This window comes from Streptomyces fuscichromogenes (genome assembly GCF_014645815.1).
Lineage (GTDB): Bacteria > Actinomycetota > Actinomycetes > Streptomycetales > Streptomycetaceae > Streptomyces > Streptomyces fuscichromogenes.
Map to the genome: position 1 here is coordinate 48,025 of NZ_BMML01000034.1, position 14,969 is coordinate 62,993.

The 14,969-nt window shown below is 71.0% G+C and carries 15 protein-coding genes; 8 read left to right on the forward strand and 7 right to left on the reverse strand.

The features are described from left to right. Positions 1–4: 4 nt before the first annotated feature. Both IEZ11_RS44190 and IEZ11_RS51545 read right to left on the reverse strand, forming a co-directional pair. Entirely contained in the window at positions 5–1,069 is a 1,065-nt protein-coding gene (locus IEZ11_RS44190) for an AAA family ATPase (RefSeq protein ID WP_189268741.1), read from the reverse strand. 111 nt (positions 1,070–1,180) lie between these two features. Continuing rightward, positions 1,181–3,496: a VMAP-C domain-containing protein gene (locus IEZ11_RS51545; RefSeq protein WP_229713743.1), complete on the reverse strand. Its 2,316-nt coding sequence runs from the start codon at positions 3,494–3,496 to the stop codon at positions 1,181–1,183. Positions 3,497–3,757: 261 nt separating this feature from the next. Between IEZ11_RS51545 and IEZ11_RS44200 the strand changes: the two genes are divergently transcribed. Next, on the forward strand, positions 3,758–3,937 hold the full coding sequence (locus IEZ11_RS44200; protein WP_189268742.1) for a DUF6104 family protein: 180 nt from the start codon (positions 3,758–3,760) through the stop codon (positions 3,935–3,937). A gap of 46 nt (positions 3,938–3,983) precedes the next feature. Here IEZ11_RS44200 and IEZ11_RS44205 read toward each other — a convergent pair whose 3' ends face one another. Next, complete coding sequence (locus IEZ11_RS44205; protein ID WP_189268743.1) at positions 3,984–4,223, reverse strand: hypothetical protein; 240 nt, start codon at positions 4,221–4,223, stop codon at positions 3,984–3,986. A 214-nt stretch (positions 4,224–4,437) separates the two neighbouring features. Between IEZ11_RS44205 and IEZ11_RS44210 the strand changes: the two genes are divergently transcribed. Both IEZ11_RS44210 and IEZ11_RS44215 read left to right on the forward strand, forming a co-directional pair. Beyond that, positions 4,438–5,502 carry a DUF4097 family beta strand repeat-containing protein gene (locus IEZ11_RS44210; protein WP_189268744.1) on the forward strand — a complete coding sequence of 355 codons (1,065 nt, stop codon included), beginning with the start codon at positions 4,438–4,440 and terminating at the stop codon, positions 5,500–5,502. Position 5,503: 1 nt separating this feature from the next. Further along, on the forward strand, positions 5,504–6,610 hold the full coding sequence (locus IEZ11_RS44215) for a PadR family transcriptional regulator (protein WP_189268745.1): 1,107 nt from the start codon (positions 5,504–5,506) through the stop codon (positions 6,608–6,610). A 94-nt stretch (positions 6,611–6,704) separates the two neighbouring features. Here IEZ11_RS44215 and IEZ11_RS44220 read toward each other — a convergent pair whose 3' ends face one another. Beyond that, positions 6,705–7,670: a zinc-binding dehydrogenase gene (locus IEZ11_RS44220; RefSeq protein ID WP_189268746.1), complete on the reverse strand. Its 966-nt coding sequence runs from the start codon at positions 7,668–7,670 to the stop codon at positions 6,705–6,707. A 296-nt stretch (positions 7,671–7,966) separates the two neighbouring features. Beyond that, positions 7,967–9,199 carry an NAD(P)-dependent malic enzyme gene (locus IEZ11_RS44225; protein WP_189268747.1) on the reverse strand — a complete coding sequence of 411 codons (1,233 nt, stop codon included), beginning with the start codon at positions 9,197–9,199 and terminating at the stop codon, positions 7,967–7,969. A gap of 583 nt (positions 9,200–9,782) precedes the next feature. Here IEZ11_RS44225 and IEZ11_RS44230 point away from each other — a divergent pair. From IEZ11_RS44230 to IEZ11_RS44240, 3 genes are read left to right on the forward strand one after another with little or no spacing between them, the layout of a single operon-like run. Then, positions 9,783–10,742 carry an ABC transporter substrate-binding protein gene (locus IEZ11_RS44230; RefSeq protein WP_189268748.1) on the forward strand — a complete coding sequence of 320 codons (960 nt, stop codon included), beginning with the start codon at positions 9,783–9,785 and terminating at the stop codon, positions 10,740–10,742. 31 nt (positions 10,743–10,773) lie between these two features. Next, positions 10,774–11,703: an amino acid ABC transporter permease gene (locus tag IEZ11_RS44235; protein WP_189268749.1), complete on the forward strand. Its 930-nt coding sequence runs from the start codon at positions 10,774–10,776 to the stop codon at positions 11,701–11,703. Then, a complete protein-coding gene (locus tag IEZ11_RS44240) occupies positions 11,700–12,500 on the forward strand; it encodes an amino acid ABC transporter ATP-binding protein (RefSeq protein WP_308426593.1) in 801 nt (266 codons plus the stop codon). Before IEZ11_RS44235 ends, IEZ11_RS44240 begins: the two co-directional genes overlap by 4 nt. A gap of 63 nt (positions 12,501–12,563) precedes the next feature. On the opposite strand, the gene IEZ11_RS44245 is transcribed toward IEZ11_RS44240, so the two are convergent. After that, a complete protein-coding gene (locus IEZ11_RS44245; protein WP_229713744.1) occupies positions 12,564–13,328 on the reverse strand; it encodes a class I SAM-dependent methyltransferase in 765 nt (254 codons plus the stop codon). Between the two features lie 115 nt (positions 13,329–13,443). On the opposite strand from IEZ11_RS44245, the gene IEZ11_RS44250 reads away from it, so the two are divergent. After that, positions 13,444–14,085: a CGNR zinc finger domain-containing protein gene (locus IEZ11_RS44250; protein ID WP_189268751.1), complete on the forward strand. Its 642-nt coding sequence runs from the start codon at positions 13,444–13,446 to the stop codon at positions 14,083–14,085. On the opposite strand, the gene sodX is transcribed toward IEZ11_RS44250, so the two are convergent. Further along, positions 13,977–14,423 (reverse strand): nickel-type superoxide dismutase maturation protease, encoded by a 447-nt coding sequence (gene sodX / locus IEZ11_RS44255; protein WP_189268780.1) that lies wholly within the window; start codon positions 14,421–14,423, stop codon positions 13,977–13,979. The genes IEZ11_RS44250 and sodX overlap by 109 nt on opposite strands. A 145-nt stretch (positions 14,424–14,568) precedes the next feature. Here sodX and sodN point away from each other — a divergent pair, with 145 nt between their 5' ends. Further along, on the forward strand, positions 14,569–14,964 hold the full coding sequence (gene sodN, locus IEZ11_RS44260) for a superoxide dismutase, Ni (protein ID WP_055634112.1): 396 nt from the start codon (positions 14,569–14,571) through the stop codon (positions 14,962–14,964). The last annotated feature ends 5 nt before the right edge of the window (positions 14,965–14,969 follow it).

The window sequence follows — 14,969 nt, forward strand, 5'->3', positions numbered from 1 at the left end:
CGGCTCACCTCGGGCGGTCGAGGCGCTGGATGAGCAGGTCGGCGAGCCGGTCACGGCTGGGCGGGGCGGCCGCGTCCGTGAGGTAGATGGCGTTCAGCAGCTGGTCGGTGGCGAGGAGTTCGCTGCGGGAGCGCTCCAGGAAGCGGCTGATCAGGTCGTCGCCCGCGCGGGCCGCCTCGTCGCCGAGGTGGGCGCGGACGAAGGTCGCGAGCCGGTTGTGGTCGGGACGGCCCAGTTCGAGGTGGATGCAGCGGCGCATCAGCGGGGCCGGGAAGTCCCGCTCGCCGTTGCTGGTGAGGACGACGAACGGGAAGGCCCGGCAGCGCACCCGGCCGTCGCGGACCCGGACCTTGGTGCCGTCGGCGGTGAGCACCTCGGCCGCGCCGTCCGGCAGCCGGTCGGCGATCCGCTGGAGCTCGGGGATCTCGAACTCCCCTTCCTCCAGCACGTTCAGGAGGTCGTTGGGCAGGTCGATGTCGCTCTTGTCGAGCTCGTCGATCAGCAGCACGCGCGGGGTGTCGGAGGGGAGCAGCGCGGTGCCGAGCGGGCCGAGGCGGATGTAGCTGCCGACCGCCTCCATGGCACCTGGGCCGCCGCCGGCCGCGCCGTACCCGCCCTGCGCGGCGATCTGGACGTCCTGGAGGCGGGCGATGGCGTCGTAGTGGTACAGGCCGTCCTGGAGCGTGGAGCGGCTGACCACGGACCAGCGCAGCACCTCGCCCAGGCCCAGTTCGTACGCCACCGAATGCGCGAGGGTGCTCTTGCCGGCGCCGGGGCTGCCGGTGACCAGGAGCGGGCGGCGCAGGTACAGCGCCGCGTTGATCATCTCCAGCTCCTCGGCGCCGGGCCGGTGCAGCTCGGCCAGATGCCGGTGCCCGCCGAGCCTGCGGTCCCGGGAACCGTCGCCGCCGACGTCGACACCGGCACCGCCGGCACCGTCGCCATCGCCGCCGGCGTCCGCGTCCCGGCCGGAGAAGTCCCGCCAGGGGGGCGGCGCGGGCAGTCGGCTCATGCCGTCGTGGGGCTCCCCGGCGCCACGGTAGATGAGCCACTCACTGGAATCGGTCATGTCCGGCCCTCGTCGTCACTCGTCCGTCCCGTCCCCAGGGCAGCCGCTGAACCTGCTTCACGTTATAGACCTCCGGCAGCCCCGGTAAGGGCCGTATGTCGGCGCATGCGCTCACGGCGCCTCCAGCAAGTCGTCGCCACCGGGCAGGGGTTGGTCCGGATCGTCGTACAGGAGCGCGATGCCCCTGGCCCAGAACGACTCCGCGAGGCCCTCGCACATCCGGTCGCGCAGACCGTGCACCAGCGCGGGCAGCTCCGCGGCGCCGGCCGCGCCGTCGACGATCGTCCGGGCCTCCCGGTGGAACTCCCCGCACAGGGGGTCGGCCGGGCGTCTCCAGCGGCGCCACAGCACGACCCCGTACCCCGCCCGGACGATCCGGGCCAGTGCGGTGTCGTCGTCCTCGTAGCTCCGGTCACCCTCGCGGCACAGCACCGGGACGGTGCCGGGCGGCAGGCCGCGCAGCACCGACACGGCCGGTACGGGCCGGCGCACCGCGTCGTCGCAGTCCAGTATCGCGGCCCTGATCGTGTCCCGGCCGGGCAGTCCGTGCAGCCGGCGCCAGCGGTCGCGGCGGTCGGGCTCCTCGTCGTCGCCGAGGAGCCCGGCGTCGTACCGGTCGTCCCGGTCGTCCCGGTCGTCCTCCCCGGGCATTTGGCCGCGGTCCGCACAGCGGACCAGGACCGGACGTTCGCCGCCCAGCGGGTCGGCGCCGGGCCGCAGCCGCCACTCGTCCACCGGCAGGTCGAGCAGGTGGTGCGGCAGGGCCGCGTACAGCGCGACCGGCCGGTCCGGCTCGTCACAGCGCCGGAACGCCTCTGCGAGCGGGGCGGCGAGACAGGCGGCGAGGCCGTCGAGGCCGACGCGCCGCCCCTCGTCCAGCGGGGTCACCTCGCCGTCCCGCCGGACCACCGCGACCGACCAGTCGCAGTGCTCGGGGTCCCAGGCCAGATGCTCGACCTGGAGCAGGACGGAGAGCCGGGCGGGGAGCCGGAGGGGGGGCTCGGCGGACGGCCCCCGCGCGCTCTCGTGCGGATACCCGGTGCCCCGGCGACCGTCCGGCTCGCCCAGCCGGTCACCGAGGTGCCGGGCACGCCTGCGGGCGAGGTCACCGTGCCGGCCGCTGCCCAGGCGGGTCGCGGCCTGCCTGATCCACCCCCACAGGGCCTCTTCGGCATCGAGCACGGGGGACGACACCGGGCGCTCGGCGGTCATGACCCGCATCGCGTACTCGACGACGAGCGGGAGCGCGCCGTCGTACCGCGCGTTCTCGTAGAGCGCGCCGAGGCCGTCACGCCAGCCGCGCGGTGCGGGCGACGGCGTGGGGGCCCGGAAATCCGGCAGCGACTGGAGGATGTCGAGCAGACCGCGGGTGCTTTCCGGGGGCTCCAGATCGGCGAGCCGGCCGAGCAGCTCGACCCGCTCGTACGGACTGAGCACCCGCCCCGGCCGGGCCCCCAGCTCCGCCTGCAGCCCGACCCACGTGCGCCGCCCGGACTCACCGGGCAGCTGTCGGTCGCGGTGGTAGCGGTCGTGGGCGTGCCAGATGGTCTGGTAGAGGTCGGGCCGGTATGGGGCGGGGCGGCGCAAGTCGGGCCGGGACGGGTCGGGTTGGCTCAGGCCGTGGCCGTGGCCGTACCAGTCGGGTTGGCTCAGGCCGTGGCCGTGGCCGTACCAGTCGGGTTGGCTGAGGCCGTGGCCGTACCGGTCGGGCGGTCGGGTGGGGGGCGTCACGGGGAGGGTGCGCAGTTGCTCGATGCCGATCGAGGTGCCGCCCGGCCCGTGGTCCGCGCGTGGCCTCAGCACGCCGACCACCTCACCGCGCACCGGGTCGATCACGGGCCCGCCGGAGACGCCTGGCGGCAGGACGCTCCCGCCGAGGCTCAGCCGGGCGCCCGCGGACCGGCCGCCGACGGTGCCGTGCACGGCCAGGAAGCCGTCCAGCGGCTGCGGCCGTCCCCGGACGGGGGCCCAGCCGGCGTAGAACACCTGCCCCTCGGTGTACTGCGGCGACGGCCGCTCGGAGACGTACAGGCACTCGTGCTCCACCGGCTCGCGCAGCCGGACGAGCGCCAGGTCGGGATCGGGCCAGTCGCCCTGGACGGAGCGCTCGGCCTGCTCCGGAAGGGTCGCCGCGACCTCTGCGGGTACGACGTACGGCTCCGCGAAGGGGCCGGGCCGGCAGATCACGGTCACCTCGCCCCCGTCCCCTTCCCCGCCGTGGACGACATGCGCACAGGTCAGCACCCAGTTCGGCGCGATGAAGAAACCACTGCCGAGGAACCCCCCGGACTCCTCCGGGGCGTACCCGGCGCCCGGACGGTGGATGCGCACGGTGGCCGCCATGACGAGCTCACGCAGCGCGGAACGGGCCGTGTCCCGGTCCCGGTCCCGGCCGCCGGACACGCCCCCGCCGTGCCGGTCCGTCATCCCGTCCCCCCGGCCCCCGAGATCCGCGTGGCGTCCCCTTCCATACGTCCCCCGTTCCCCCGTGTCCCACGTCTCCCGCGTGTCCCACGTGTCCCGCGCGGGCAGGCACCGCCGTTCCCCTCCACCCCACCCACGGGAAAAGAGTCCTTCCCCCGCCAGGCGAGCCCTACCCTTCACCGACGGCACACCTTTGACATCCGCCTAGGCTGGTAGACGCCCACCACCGGGCACCCACACATGCAGGCAGCAGGAGAGCAACCCATGTACTTCACCGACCGAGGCATCGAGGAACTGGAGAAGCGGCGCGGCGAGGAAGAGGTCACCTTCGAGTGGCTGGCGGAACAGTTCCGCACCTTCGTCGACCTGAACCCGGACTTCGAGGTCCCGGTGGAACGCCTGGCTACGTGGCTGGCCCGGCTGGACGACGAGGACGAGGAGTAGGCCGGCGCCCCGCAGGGGCGCGGGCAACCGCGGGCCGGCCCCACGGTCAGTCCCGGGGGAACACCGCCTCGTACGACAGTTCCAGCGCCCCGTGCGCCATCAGTACCGCCCCCACCACGGCCCACCCCACACTGCGCCGTCGCGCCCCCCACGCGGCGGCCGGCAGCCCCACCGCCATCTCGGCCAGAGCCAGCCGGTGGGCCCTCGGTACGGCGTCCCCGCCCGGCCGCGTAAGCGTGCCGACCCCCGGGAGCCGGGAGGCGGTCCTGTATTCATCCGTCGACATGGTCACACGGTAAGTAATTTGCCCGCTTGACGCCCGATATATGAGCTTTCCGAACCCCCTCCAGGTCAACCGCCAGACCAACTGACCACACGAACGGGTGCCTTGACTTCCGACGGCCACGATATATCGTGTTTCACGGGAGACGCGATATGGCGCGAGCCGTGCACTCGCGTTCGCGTCCAGCCGTCGCGTCCGGCCCGAGGAGGTCCGCACCATGTCCAAGTCCGAGTGGTCCGTCGCCGAGCCCAGGAAGCTCGACTTCGACACCCCCGTGAGCGACCTGCACGTCCGCATCGTCAACGGAACAGTCAACGTCGTGGGCACCGACGAGGGTTCCACCCGCCTGGAAGTCTCCGAGATCGAGGGCCCGCCCCTGATCGTCACGCAGGAGGGCGGCATCCTCACGGTGGCCTACGAGGACCTCCCCTGGAAGGGCTTCCTCAAGTGGCTCGACCGCAAGGGCTGGCGGCGCAGCGCGGTGGTCTCGCTCGCCGTCCCGGCGGACACCCGGGTGGAGGTGGGCGTGGTCGGCGCGGCGGCCGTCGTCTCCGGGATCAGCGGCACATCGGTGGTCAAGGGCGTCACCGGCGACACCACCCTGGTCGGCCTCGCCGGCGAGGTCCGCGCGGACACGGTGTCCGGGAACCTGGAGGCCCAGGCCGTCACCGGCAACCTACGGTTCAACTCCGTCTCCGGCGACCTGACCGTCGTCGAGGGCTCCGGCCCCGCCGTGCGCGCCGACTCGGTCAGCGGCTCCATGATCATCGACCTGGACCCGGACGGCCCGACCGATGTCCGGCTGACCAGTGTCTCCGGTGAGATCGCCATCCGGCTGCCGCACCCGGCCGACGCCGAGGTGGAGGCCAACACCGCGAGCGGCACGATCTCCAACGCCTTCGACGGACTGCGGGTGCACGGCCAGTGGGGCGCCCACAAGATCACCGGCCGCCTCGGCACGGGCACCGGCAAGCTCCGCGCCACCACGGTCTCCGGCTCCATCGCCCTGCTGCGCCGCCCGCCCAAGGAGGACGACGACGAGCGGGCGGCGTGGACGGCCGAGCCGCCCACCGGACCGACCGCCCCCTCGACGCCCCCCACCGGCTCCACTCCCGCAGACTCCGTTCCGCCAGACTCCGCTCCCACCGACTCCACTCCCACCAACTCCACTCCTACCGACTCCGCTCCTACCGAGTCCGGTCCCGCCGCGCCGGCCGACGGCACCACCGATGCCACCACCGACGCCACCACCGGCGGCACGACCGACAAGAAGGTGCTCTGACATGCCTCCCGTCTTCGCCCACGGCCGCCTCCGCCTCTACCTCCTCAAGCTGCTGGACGAGGCGCCCCGCCACGGCTACGAGGTGATCCGGCTGCTGGAGGAGCGCTTCCAGGGCCTGTACGCCCCGTCGGCGGGCACCGTCTACCCCCGGCTCGCCAAGCTGGAGGCCGAGGGCCTGGTGACGCACACCACCGAGGGCGGCCGCAAGGTCTACGCCATCACGGACGCCGGCCGGGCCGAACTGGCCGACCGCAGCGGCGAGCTGGCCGACCTGGAGCTGGAGATCCGCGAGTCGGTCGCCGAGCTGGCCGCCGAGATAAGGGCCGACGTGCGAGGCGCGGCCGGTGACCTGCGCCGCGAGGTGCGCGCGGCCGCCTCCGAGGCCCGGCACGGCGCCGGGACGGGGACCGGGGAGTTCGGCGACCTCGGTGACAAGGAGTCGTGGCGGGCCGCCAAGGAGGAGATGCGCCGGGCCAAGCAGGAGTGGAAGGAGCAGGCCCGCCGCGCGAAGGACGAGAGCCGCCGGGCCAGGGACGAGGCCCAGCGGGCCCGTCGGCAGGCCCAGGAGGCGCAGGCGCGGGCGCGCGCCCAGGCCCAGGAGGAGATGCAGCGCATCGCCCGCCGGGTGCAGGAGCACGTCCAGGACCACTTCACACGCGGCGACTGGCCGACCGGAGTCCGCGAGGGCCTCACCGAACTGGCCAAGGAGTTCGGCGAGTTCGGAAAGGACTACGGCAAGGACTTCGGCAGGGACTTCGGCTTCGGCACCCGCACCGAGCCGACCCCCGCCACCACCGACACCGCCACCGGCACCGGCACCGGCACCGGCCCGGACCTGCGCAAGCCGCCCCCCGCCCCGGCCCCCGAGTACACGCAGACCCCGGAGGACTTCCCGGCGCAGTACGCCCCGGCGTGGACGCACGGCGACGAGGCCGAGACCGGTGACCCGGCCCGTGACCTCGACCGGCTCCTGGACCGCTTCCGGGACGACATCCGCGACGCGGCCCGCGACCACGGAGTCACCACGGACCAGCTCCGCGAGGCCCGCCGCCACCTGTCCACGGCGGCGGCGCACATAGGAGCGCTGCTGCGCGGCCCGAAGCCCTGAGCAGCGACCGCACCGGACGGCCCCCCGGTCAGACCCCGGTCAGGGGCTGATCAGACCCCGGCCAGGAGCTGATCAGGAGCTGATCAGGAACCGGTCACGAGCTGGTCAGCACGATCTTCCCGAACTGGTCGCCGGACTCCAGCCGTTCGAAGCCCTCGCGGGCGCGGTCGAGGGGAAGCAGCTCGTCGATGACGGGACGTACGCCGGTGGCGGCGCAGAAGGCGAGCAGGTCCTCCAGCTCGTCCTTGGTGCCCATGGTCGAGCCCACGACCTTCAGCTCAAGGAAGAAGATCCGGGTCAGCTCGGCATGCGAGGGACGGTCGCCGCTGGTGGCGCCGGAGATGACGATCGTCCCGCCGGGCCGCAGCGACTTCACCGAGTGGGACCAGGTGGCGGCGCCGACGGTCTCGATGACGGCGTCCACGCGCTGCGGCAGCCGGGCCCCCGGTTCCACCGCTTCGACAGCACCCAGCTCCAGGGCCCGCTTCCGCTTCGCCTCGTCGCGGCTGGTGGCGAAGACCCGCAGCCCGGCGGCCTTGCCGAGCACGATCGCGGCCGTGGCGACACCGCCGCCCGCGCCCTGCACGAGGACCGAGTCGCCGGGGCGTACGCCGGCATTGGTGAAGAGCATCCGATAGGCCGTCAGCCAGGCGGTCGGCAGACAGGCGGCCTCTGCGAACGACAGCTCCCTGGGCTTGGGCAGGATGTTCCAGGTGGGCACGGCGACCTGTTCGGCGAAGGTGCCCTGGTAGCGCTCGGTGAGGATGGACCGGGGCTCGTTCGGCCCGACCCCGTGGCCGCTCTGCCCGATCACGGAGTGCAGGACGACCTCGTTGCCGTCCTCGTCGACGCCGGCGGCGTCACAGCCGAGGATCATCGGCAGCCGCTCCTCGGGCAGACCGACACCGCGCAGGGACCAGAGGTCGTGGTGGTTGAGGGAGGCGGCCCGGACATCGACGGTACTCCAGCCGGGCCGTGCCCCGGGGGCGGGACGCTCCCCCAACTCAAGGCCGGAGAGCGGCTGGTCACGGTCGATTCGGGCGGCGTAGACGGCGAACATAGGCCCGACGATAGGTTCCCGGCGCCGCGCGCGATACCGGAGACCCCTGTGACACATCCCCTCTTGCGCACAGCACCCGCACACAGCACCCCGCACACAGCGCCCCGCAAGGGGCGCGGGGAACTGCGCGCCCAGCCCCCACCCACCGACACCCGAAAACAACGCAGCCCACCCCACCCGCGGGGGCCTGGGGCGGCAGCCCCCGGAACAACGCCCACCTCGTAAGCACCCGAACGGATGGGCGGGTGGGAAAAGAAATGGCCCCGCCCCAAAGGACGAGGCCACTCAGCGCGACGTCAGCGGCGAGCAACCCCTTCGGCCCGCGCCGCCGCCGCCACCGCCGCGGTCACCGCAGGCGCGACCCGCTCGTCGAACGGAGAGGGAATGACATAGTCGGCGGCGAGATCGTCCCCGACGACCGACGCCAGCGCCTCCGCCGCCGCGATCTTCATCCCCTCGGTGATCCGGGAGGCCCGCACCTGGAGCGCGCCCGCGAAGATCCCGGGGAACGCCAGCACGTTGTTGATCTGGTTCGGGAAGTCCGACCGCCCGGTCGCCACGACCGCCGCGTACTTGTGGGCGACGTCGGGGTGCACCTCCGGGTTCGGGTTGGCCATCGCGAAGACGAAGGCTCCCTCGGCCATCGAGGCGACGGCCTCCTCCGGGACCGTACCGCCGGAGACGCCGATGAAGACGTCGGCGCCGGCCAGCGCGTCCTCAAGGGTGCCCTTGAGCCCGGCCTTGTTGGTGAACCCGGCGACCTCGCGCTTGACCGCGGTGAGGTCGTCGCGGTCGGCGGAGATGATGCCCTTGCGGTCGGCGAGGGCGACGTCCCCGATGCCGGCCTCGACCAGCATCTTGGCGATGGCGACACCGGCCGCGCCGGCGCCCGAGATCACCGCCCGCAGCTGTCCGATCTCCCGGCGGCTGAGCCGCGCCGCGTTCCGCAGCGCCGCCAGCGTCACGACGGCCGTACCGTGCTGGTCGTCGTGGAAGACCGGGATGTCGAGCCGCTCCTGGAGCTTGCGCTCGATCTCGAAGCAGCGAGGTGCCGAGATGTCCTCCAGGTTGACCCCGCCGAAGGACGGGGCGAGCCGGACGACGGTCTCCACGATCTCGTCGACACCGGTGCAGGCGAGGGCGATGGGAACCGCGTCCACGCCGCCGAACTGCTTGAAGAGGATCGCCTTGCCCTCCATCACCGGGAGGGAGGCCTCGGGACCGATGTCCCCGAGGCCGAGCACGGCCGTACCGTCGGTGACGACGGCCACGACGGACGACTTCCATGTGTAGTCGTTGACCAGGTCGGGCTGTTCCGCGATCGCGGTGCACACGCGCGCGACTCCGGGCGTGTACGCGAGGGAAAGGTCGTCCTTGTCACGAATCGGCACCGTGGCCTGCACGGCCATCTTGCCGCCCCGGTGCAGTGCGAACGCCGGATCGAAGGAATCGAGGGGCTCGGCCCCGCCGTCCTGGTCCGTACTGTCCGACGCGCTGTCGCTGCGAGGATTGACGATCTCCGCTGCCACTTGTCTTACCCCTTAGGTATGCATGGTTTGAGGGTCGGCCGCTCCCGGTGAGGGAGTGGACGGGCACCGCGCAGGGCCCGATCACTGATACGTACGAGTGGCACGTACGAGCACCTGCGCGACGGGCGCGCCGCACACGCGCCCTGAGCCCCGGATGAGGGGTGTAAAGAACCTTCTTACCGGACGAAGAGCGCTCCCGACGAGTCGAATAGGCGCAAGGTCACATCACGGATGTCGTAGACAGCCGACAGATGAGCGGCCGAATGACCGGCGAGCGACCGTGAGGCAGGGCCTGGGATGAACCGGCGGTGAACCGAAGATCCTCCGGCCAGAAGGTCGGATTCCCGCAGATGTGCGGGGCGACGGGTCGAAGATTGACCGGCCTGACGCGTCACGGGGGTCACCCGTTATCCGATTTTGACATGGTGGCAGGTCTGCTTGCAGCAATCCCAATGGCAGGATGCCGTAAACCCACGAGGTCGCGACACCCGATGGTGTGTGTTTCCGTCGACCCATCGGCATATCGACATGTCAGACACATCGGTATATCGGCTTGTCCTACCCACCGCCGGAGGAACCCACCATGACCGCACGCTTCACCCGTCGTACCACCGCCTCGCGCTCCAGGATTGCCGCGATCGGTGCGATCGCGGTCGCGGGCACCCTGATCCTCACCGGCTGCGGTGACCAGACCGACAAGGGCGGCGACAGCGGCTCCTCGTCGACATCCTCGGCCCCGCTGGCGAGCAAGCTGCCGGCCGACATCCGCAAGGCCGGTGTGATCAAGGTGGGCTCGGACATCGCCTACCCGCCGGTCGAGTACATGGAGAACGGCAAGGCCGTCGGTGTCGACCCGGACATCGCGGACGCCCTGGGCAAGCAGCTGGGCGTCAAGTTCGAGTTCCAGAACGGCAAGTTCGACAACCTGATCGTGGGCCTGCAGGCCGACCGCTTCAACGTGATCATGTCGGCGATGAACGACACCAAGGCCCGCCAGGACGGCATCGACTCCGACACCGGCAAGAAGGTCGGCAGCGGCGTCGACTTCGTCGACTACTTCACCGCCGGCACCTCGATCCTGGTCCAGAAGGGCAACCCGAAGGGCATCCAGTCCCTGGACGACCTGTGCGGCAAGGTCGTGGCCCTGCAGAAGGGCACCACCTCCGAGGGCATCGCCAAGGCGCAGAGCACGAAGTGTACGAAGGACGGCAAGAAGGCCATCGACCTCCAGACCTTCGACACCGACCCCGAGGCGCTGCTCCGTCTGAAGCAGGGCGCCTCCGTCGCCGACCTGAACGACTTCCCGGTGGCCGCCTACAACGCCAAGACGGCCAGCAGCGGCAAGGACTTCGAGGTCGTCGGCGAGCAGATCGAGGCCGGCCCGTACGGCATCGCGGTCAGCAAGGAGAACACCCAGCTGCGCGACGCGCTCCAGGCCGCCATGGCCGCCATCATCAAGAGCGGCGACTACCAGAAGATCCTGGAGAAGTGGAACGTCACGCAGGGCGCGGTGACCGAGTCGAAGATCAACGGCGGCTCCTGACCACCCCGGTCACGACTGAAGGGCCGTCACTGTGACTGACACGGTCGACAAGACTCCGGCGCCCTCCGTGCCGCCGGAGCAGATCAAGGCCATCCCGGTGCGCCACTACGGGCGCTGGGTGTCCGGCGTCGTGGTCGTCGCCCTCGTGGTGCTGATCGGGATCGCCTTCTCCAACGCGAAGATCAACTACAGCGTCATCCCGGACTACCTCTTCGACCAGGGCATCGTCGCCGGTGCCTGGACCACGCTCTACATCTCGGTGCTGGCCATGGTGCTCGGCGTCGTCCTCGGCGTGATCCTCGCCGTGATGCGGCTGTCGTCGAACCCGGTGACCAGCACGGTGTCCTGGTTCTACATCTGGTTCTTCCGCGGTACCCCGGTCCTGGTCCAGCTGCTGCTCTGGTACAACATCGCGCTCGTCTTCCCCATCCTGAACCTGGGGTTCTACAAGGACGAGATGAACCAGGTGATGACGCCGGTCCTCACCGCCCTGCTGGGGCTCGGCCTGAACGAGGCCGCGTACATGTCGGAGATCGTCCGCGCCGGCATCCAGTCGGTCGACGAGGGGCAGACCGAGGCCTCGCACGCGCTGGGCATGACCCAGGGCCAGACGCTGCGCCGGGTGATCCTCCCGCAGGCCATGCGGGTCATCATCCCGCCGACCGGCAACGAGTTCATCAACATGCTGAAGACCTCGTCGCTGGCCTACGCGGTCCAGCTGCCCGAGCTGATCAAGAAGGCCACCGACATCTCCAGCACCTCGCTGGCGGTCGTCGAGATGTACTTCGTCGCCTGCATCTGGTACCTGTTCCTCACCACGATCTTCAGCATCGTGCAGTACTACATCGAACGCCGTTACGCCCGCGGCTCCTCGCGCAACCTCCCGCCCACCCCGCTGCAGCGGCTGCGGAAGAATCTGGCCCGGTGGGGTTCGTTCCGTCGCCCGGAGGTGGCCCGATGAGTTCTCTCGCGAAGGACATCACCCCGCCGAGCAGCGGTGCCCCGATGGTCAAGGCCGAGGGCGTGCACAAGTCGTTCGGGCTGTCGCACATCCTCAAGGGCATCGACCTGGAGGTGCTGCCGCGCGAGGTGTTCTGCCTGATCGGCCCGTCCGGTTCCGGCAAGTCCACGTTCCTCAGGTGCATCAACCATCTGGAGAAGATCAGCGCCGGCCGTCTCTACGTCGACGGTCACCTGGTCGGCTACCGCCAGCACGGCGACAAGCTCTACGAGCTGAAGGAGAAGGAGGTCGCGGCGCAGCGGCGGGACATCGGCATGGTGTTCCAGCGCTTCAACCTCTTCCCCCACATGACGGCTCTGGAGAACGTCATGGAGGCGCCGATCCAGGTCAAGCGCGAGTCCAGGGCGACCGCCCGTGAGCGGGCGCAGCGCCTGCTGGACCGGGTCGGCCTCGGCGACCGCGCCGGCCACTACCCGTCGCAGCTCTCCGGCGGCCAGCAGCAGCGCGTGGCGATCGCCCGCGCGCTCGCCATGCAGCCGAAGCTGATGCTCTTCGACGAGCCGACCTCCGCGCTCGACCCCGAGCTGGTCGGCGAGGTCCTGGACGTGATGCGGGACCTGGCCGAGGACGGCATGACGATGATCGTCGTCACGCACGAGATGGGCTTCGCACGCGAGGTCGGCGACAGCCTGGTCTTCATGGACGACGGCGTGGTGGTCGAGTCCGGCCACCCGCGCGACGTCCTGACCAACCCCCAGCACGACCGGACGAAGTCGTTCCTGTCGAAGGTGCTGTAGCGGTACGGCGCGAAAGGGGCGGTACGAGCATCCTCGTACCGCCCCTTTCGCTCTGCCCGCGCCCTACTTGACGGCGAGCAGCAGCGTGTCCGACGGCGAGCACCACACCGGCCGCGCCTCCCCGAACCCCTGCTCGCGCAGCACGCGCGCGTGCCAGGCCGCCGAGGGCATGTCACCGTCCGCGTGCTCGCCGTAGATCTCGAAGCGGCGGGCCGTCGGCCCGGCGAGCACCGGGTCCTGCGCCGCCAGCTGCCACCACTCGGCCCAGTCCAGCGCCCCCGCCGCCTTGGCCTGATCCATGCGGAGATGCCGCTGCGCCCGCTCCGCCGCGTTGATCCGGGGCGTGCTGTCGTCGATCATGTGGTCCGCGTTCATGAAGAGACCGCCGTCGCGGACGAGCCCCGCGACCTGGCCGTAGAGGACCGCGAGGGGTTCGCTGTGCAACCAGTGCAGGGCAGTCGCGGTCAGCACCACGTCGTACGAGTCGTACGGCAGCCTGGTGGACCACTGCGGGTCCCTGAGGTCGGCGGTGACGAACGTGACCCGGTCGTCGGCCGCGAAGGTGCCCTCGGCGATGGCGAGCAGGGCCGGGTCGAGGTCGACCCCGGTGCTCACCGCGTCCGGGAGGCGGGCGAGCAGCCGGGCGGTGATGCTGCCGGTGCCGCACGCGAGGTCGAGCACCCGGGGTGCCGTCCCGGCGAGCGCCTCCACCATGTCGAGCATGATCCGGAACCGTTCCTCGCGGTCCGGCATGTACCACTCCTGCTGCCGGTCCCAGCTCTCCTGCCAGGCGCCCCAGTCGGCCCCGGTCGTGGATGTCGTGGTCATCGGCGCGTCCGTCATCGCTACCCTCCACCGCACAAGTCCCGTAATACCCTGGAAGCACAACCGGCTGTTACCCGACCGCAGCACCGACCATAGAGCGCCCGCGTAAGGACTACAAGTGGAACTGGCCTATTACTCGGACTATGCCGTCCGGCTCGTCAACAGCGAGGAACCGGCCCGGGGCAAGGACTCCCTGACCTCGGTCGAGGCCGTCCGTGATCTCTTCGCCGGCAACCAACAGGCCGCCCGGCGAGCCACCGACGCCGACCTCACCCGCTTCCGCTCGGTCCGGGCCCGGCTGCGCGCGGTCTTCGAGGCGGCCGACAAGGGCGAGGAGACCCTCGCCGTGGACCTGCTGAACTCGCTCCTCCTGGAGTTCCCGGTCAGCCCGCAGATCTCCGGGCACGACGTCCGGGACGAGGACGGCCGCCCGCTGTGGCACATGCACCTGGCCGACCACCCCTCCAACGCCACCGCCGGCTACACGGCGATCGCGGCGATGGGCCTGGCCTTCCACCTCACCGAGTACGGCGTCGACCGCCTCGGCCTGTGCGAGGCGGCGCCGTGCCGCAACGCCTACCTCGACACCTCGACCAACCGCTCCCGGCGCTACTGCTCGGACCGCTGCGCGACCCGCGCCAACGTGGCCGCCTACCGGGCCCGCAAACGCCTGGAGGCGGAACGGCCCGGACGATCCGAGGGCAGCATCGGCCTGGCGGCCGAGACCGCCCAGCACACCAGCGCCAGCGGCGAACGCTGATCCGCCCGGCGCGGCCGCCAGCGGAACAGCGCCCGCCCGAGGATCAGCTCTTCCGGCACGGTCCCGTAATCCGTACTGTCCCCGCCCGCGTACGCGTTGTCCCCGAGCACCCACCAGCCGCCCTCGCGCGGCTCCACGGCCCGCTTGACGACCAGCAGGTCCTGCTGGAAGGGGTGGCGCAGGACGACGACGTCACCGGCCCGCACCCGCGCCCCGTACCGCACCAGGAGCCGATCCCCCTGATAGAGCGTGGGCACCATGGACGGGCCGGTCACCTCGGCCAGCCCGAAGAGCGCGGCACCCCTCCCCCGCTCGGTCTCCTGCGACAGCTCCGGCATCCCCGGCACCTCCCCGGTCCGTTCCTCCACCAGTCTCAGTCTGACCCTGGACTTTTGTCCTAAGCCCATGGGGGCACTCGCGAAATCACGCTTCCCAGGGAGTAATGTCCCACCTGAGAAGACGATCACGAGGAAGGAATGCTCCATGCTTTCCCGCCTGTTTGCCCCCAAGGTCAAGGTCAGCGCGCACTGCGACCTGCCCTGCGGTGTGTACGACCCGGCCCAGGCCCGCATCGAGGCGGAGTCGGTGAAGGCCGTGCAGGAGAAGATGGCCGCCAACGACGACCCGCACTTCCAGGCGCGCGCCACCGTCATCAAGGAGCAGCGTGCCGAGCTCGCCAAGCACCACGTCTCGGTGCTGTGGAGCGACTACTTCAAGCCCCCGCACTTCGAGAAGTACCCCCAGCTGCACGTGCTGGTGAACGACACCCTGAAGGCCCTGTCCGCCGCCAAGGCGTCCACGGACCCGAAGACCGGCGAGAAGGCCCTGGAACTCATCGCCGAGATCGACAAGATCTTCTGGGAGACCAAGAAGGCTTGATCTAT

Bases quoted from the DNA above. Each gene is read 5' to 3' on its own strand.
- IEZ11_RS44215 (WP_189268745.1), top strand. From the start codon at position 5,504: ATGCCTCCCGTCTTCGCCCACGGCCGCCTCCGCCTCTACCTCCTCAAG.
- IEZ11_RS44245 (WP_229713744.1), bottom strand. From the start codon at position 13,328: ATGACCACGACATCCACGACCGGGGCCGACTGGGGCGCCTGGCAGGAG.
- IEZ11_RS44230 (WP_189268748.1), top strand. From the start codon at position 9,783: ATGACCGCACGCTTCACCCGTCGTACCACCGCCTCGCGCTCCAGGATT.
- sodN (WP_055634112.1), top strand. From the start codon at position 14,569: ATGCTTTCCCGCCTGTTTGCCCCCAAGGTCAAGGTCAGCGCGCACTGC.
- IEZ11_RS44210 (WP_189268744.1), top strand. From the start codon at position 4,438: ATGTCCAAGTCCGAGTGGTCCGTCGCCGAGCCCAGGAAGCTCGACTTC.
- IEZ11_RS44240 (WP_308426593.1), top strand. From the start codon at position 11,700: ATGAGTTCTCTCGCGAAGGACATCACCCCGCCGAGCAGCGGTGCCCCG.
- IEZ11_RS44205 (WP_189268743.1), bottom strand. From the start codon at position 4,223: ATGTCGACGGATGAATACAGGACCGCCTCCCGGCTCCCGGGGGTCGGC.
- IEZ11_RS44220 (WP_189268746.1), bottom strand. From the start codon at position 7,670: ATGTTCGCCGTCTACGCCGCCCGAATCGACCGTGACCAGCCGCTCTCC.
- IEZ11_RS44200 (WP_189268742.1), top strand. From the start codon at position 3,758: ATGTACTTCACCGACCGAGGCATCGAGGAACTGGAGAAGCGGCGCGGC.
- IEZ11_RS51545 (WP_229713743.1), bottom strand. From the start codon at position 3,496: ATGACGGACCGGCACGGCGGGGGCGTGTCCGGCGGCCGGGACCGGGAC.
- sodX (WP_189268780.1), bottom strand. From the start codon at position 14,423: ATGCCGGAGCTGTCGCAGGAGACCGAGCGGGGGAGGGGTGCCGCGCTC.
- IEZ11_RS44190 (WP_189268741.1), bottom strand. From the start codon at position 1,069: ATGACCGATTCCAGTGAGTGGCTCATCTACCGTGGCGCCGGGGAGCCC.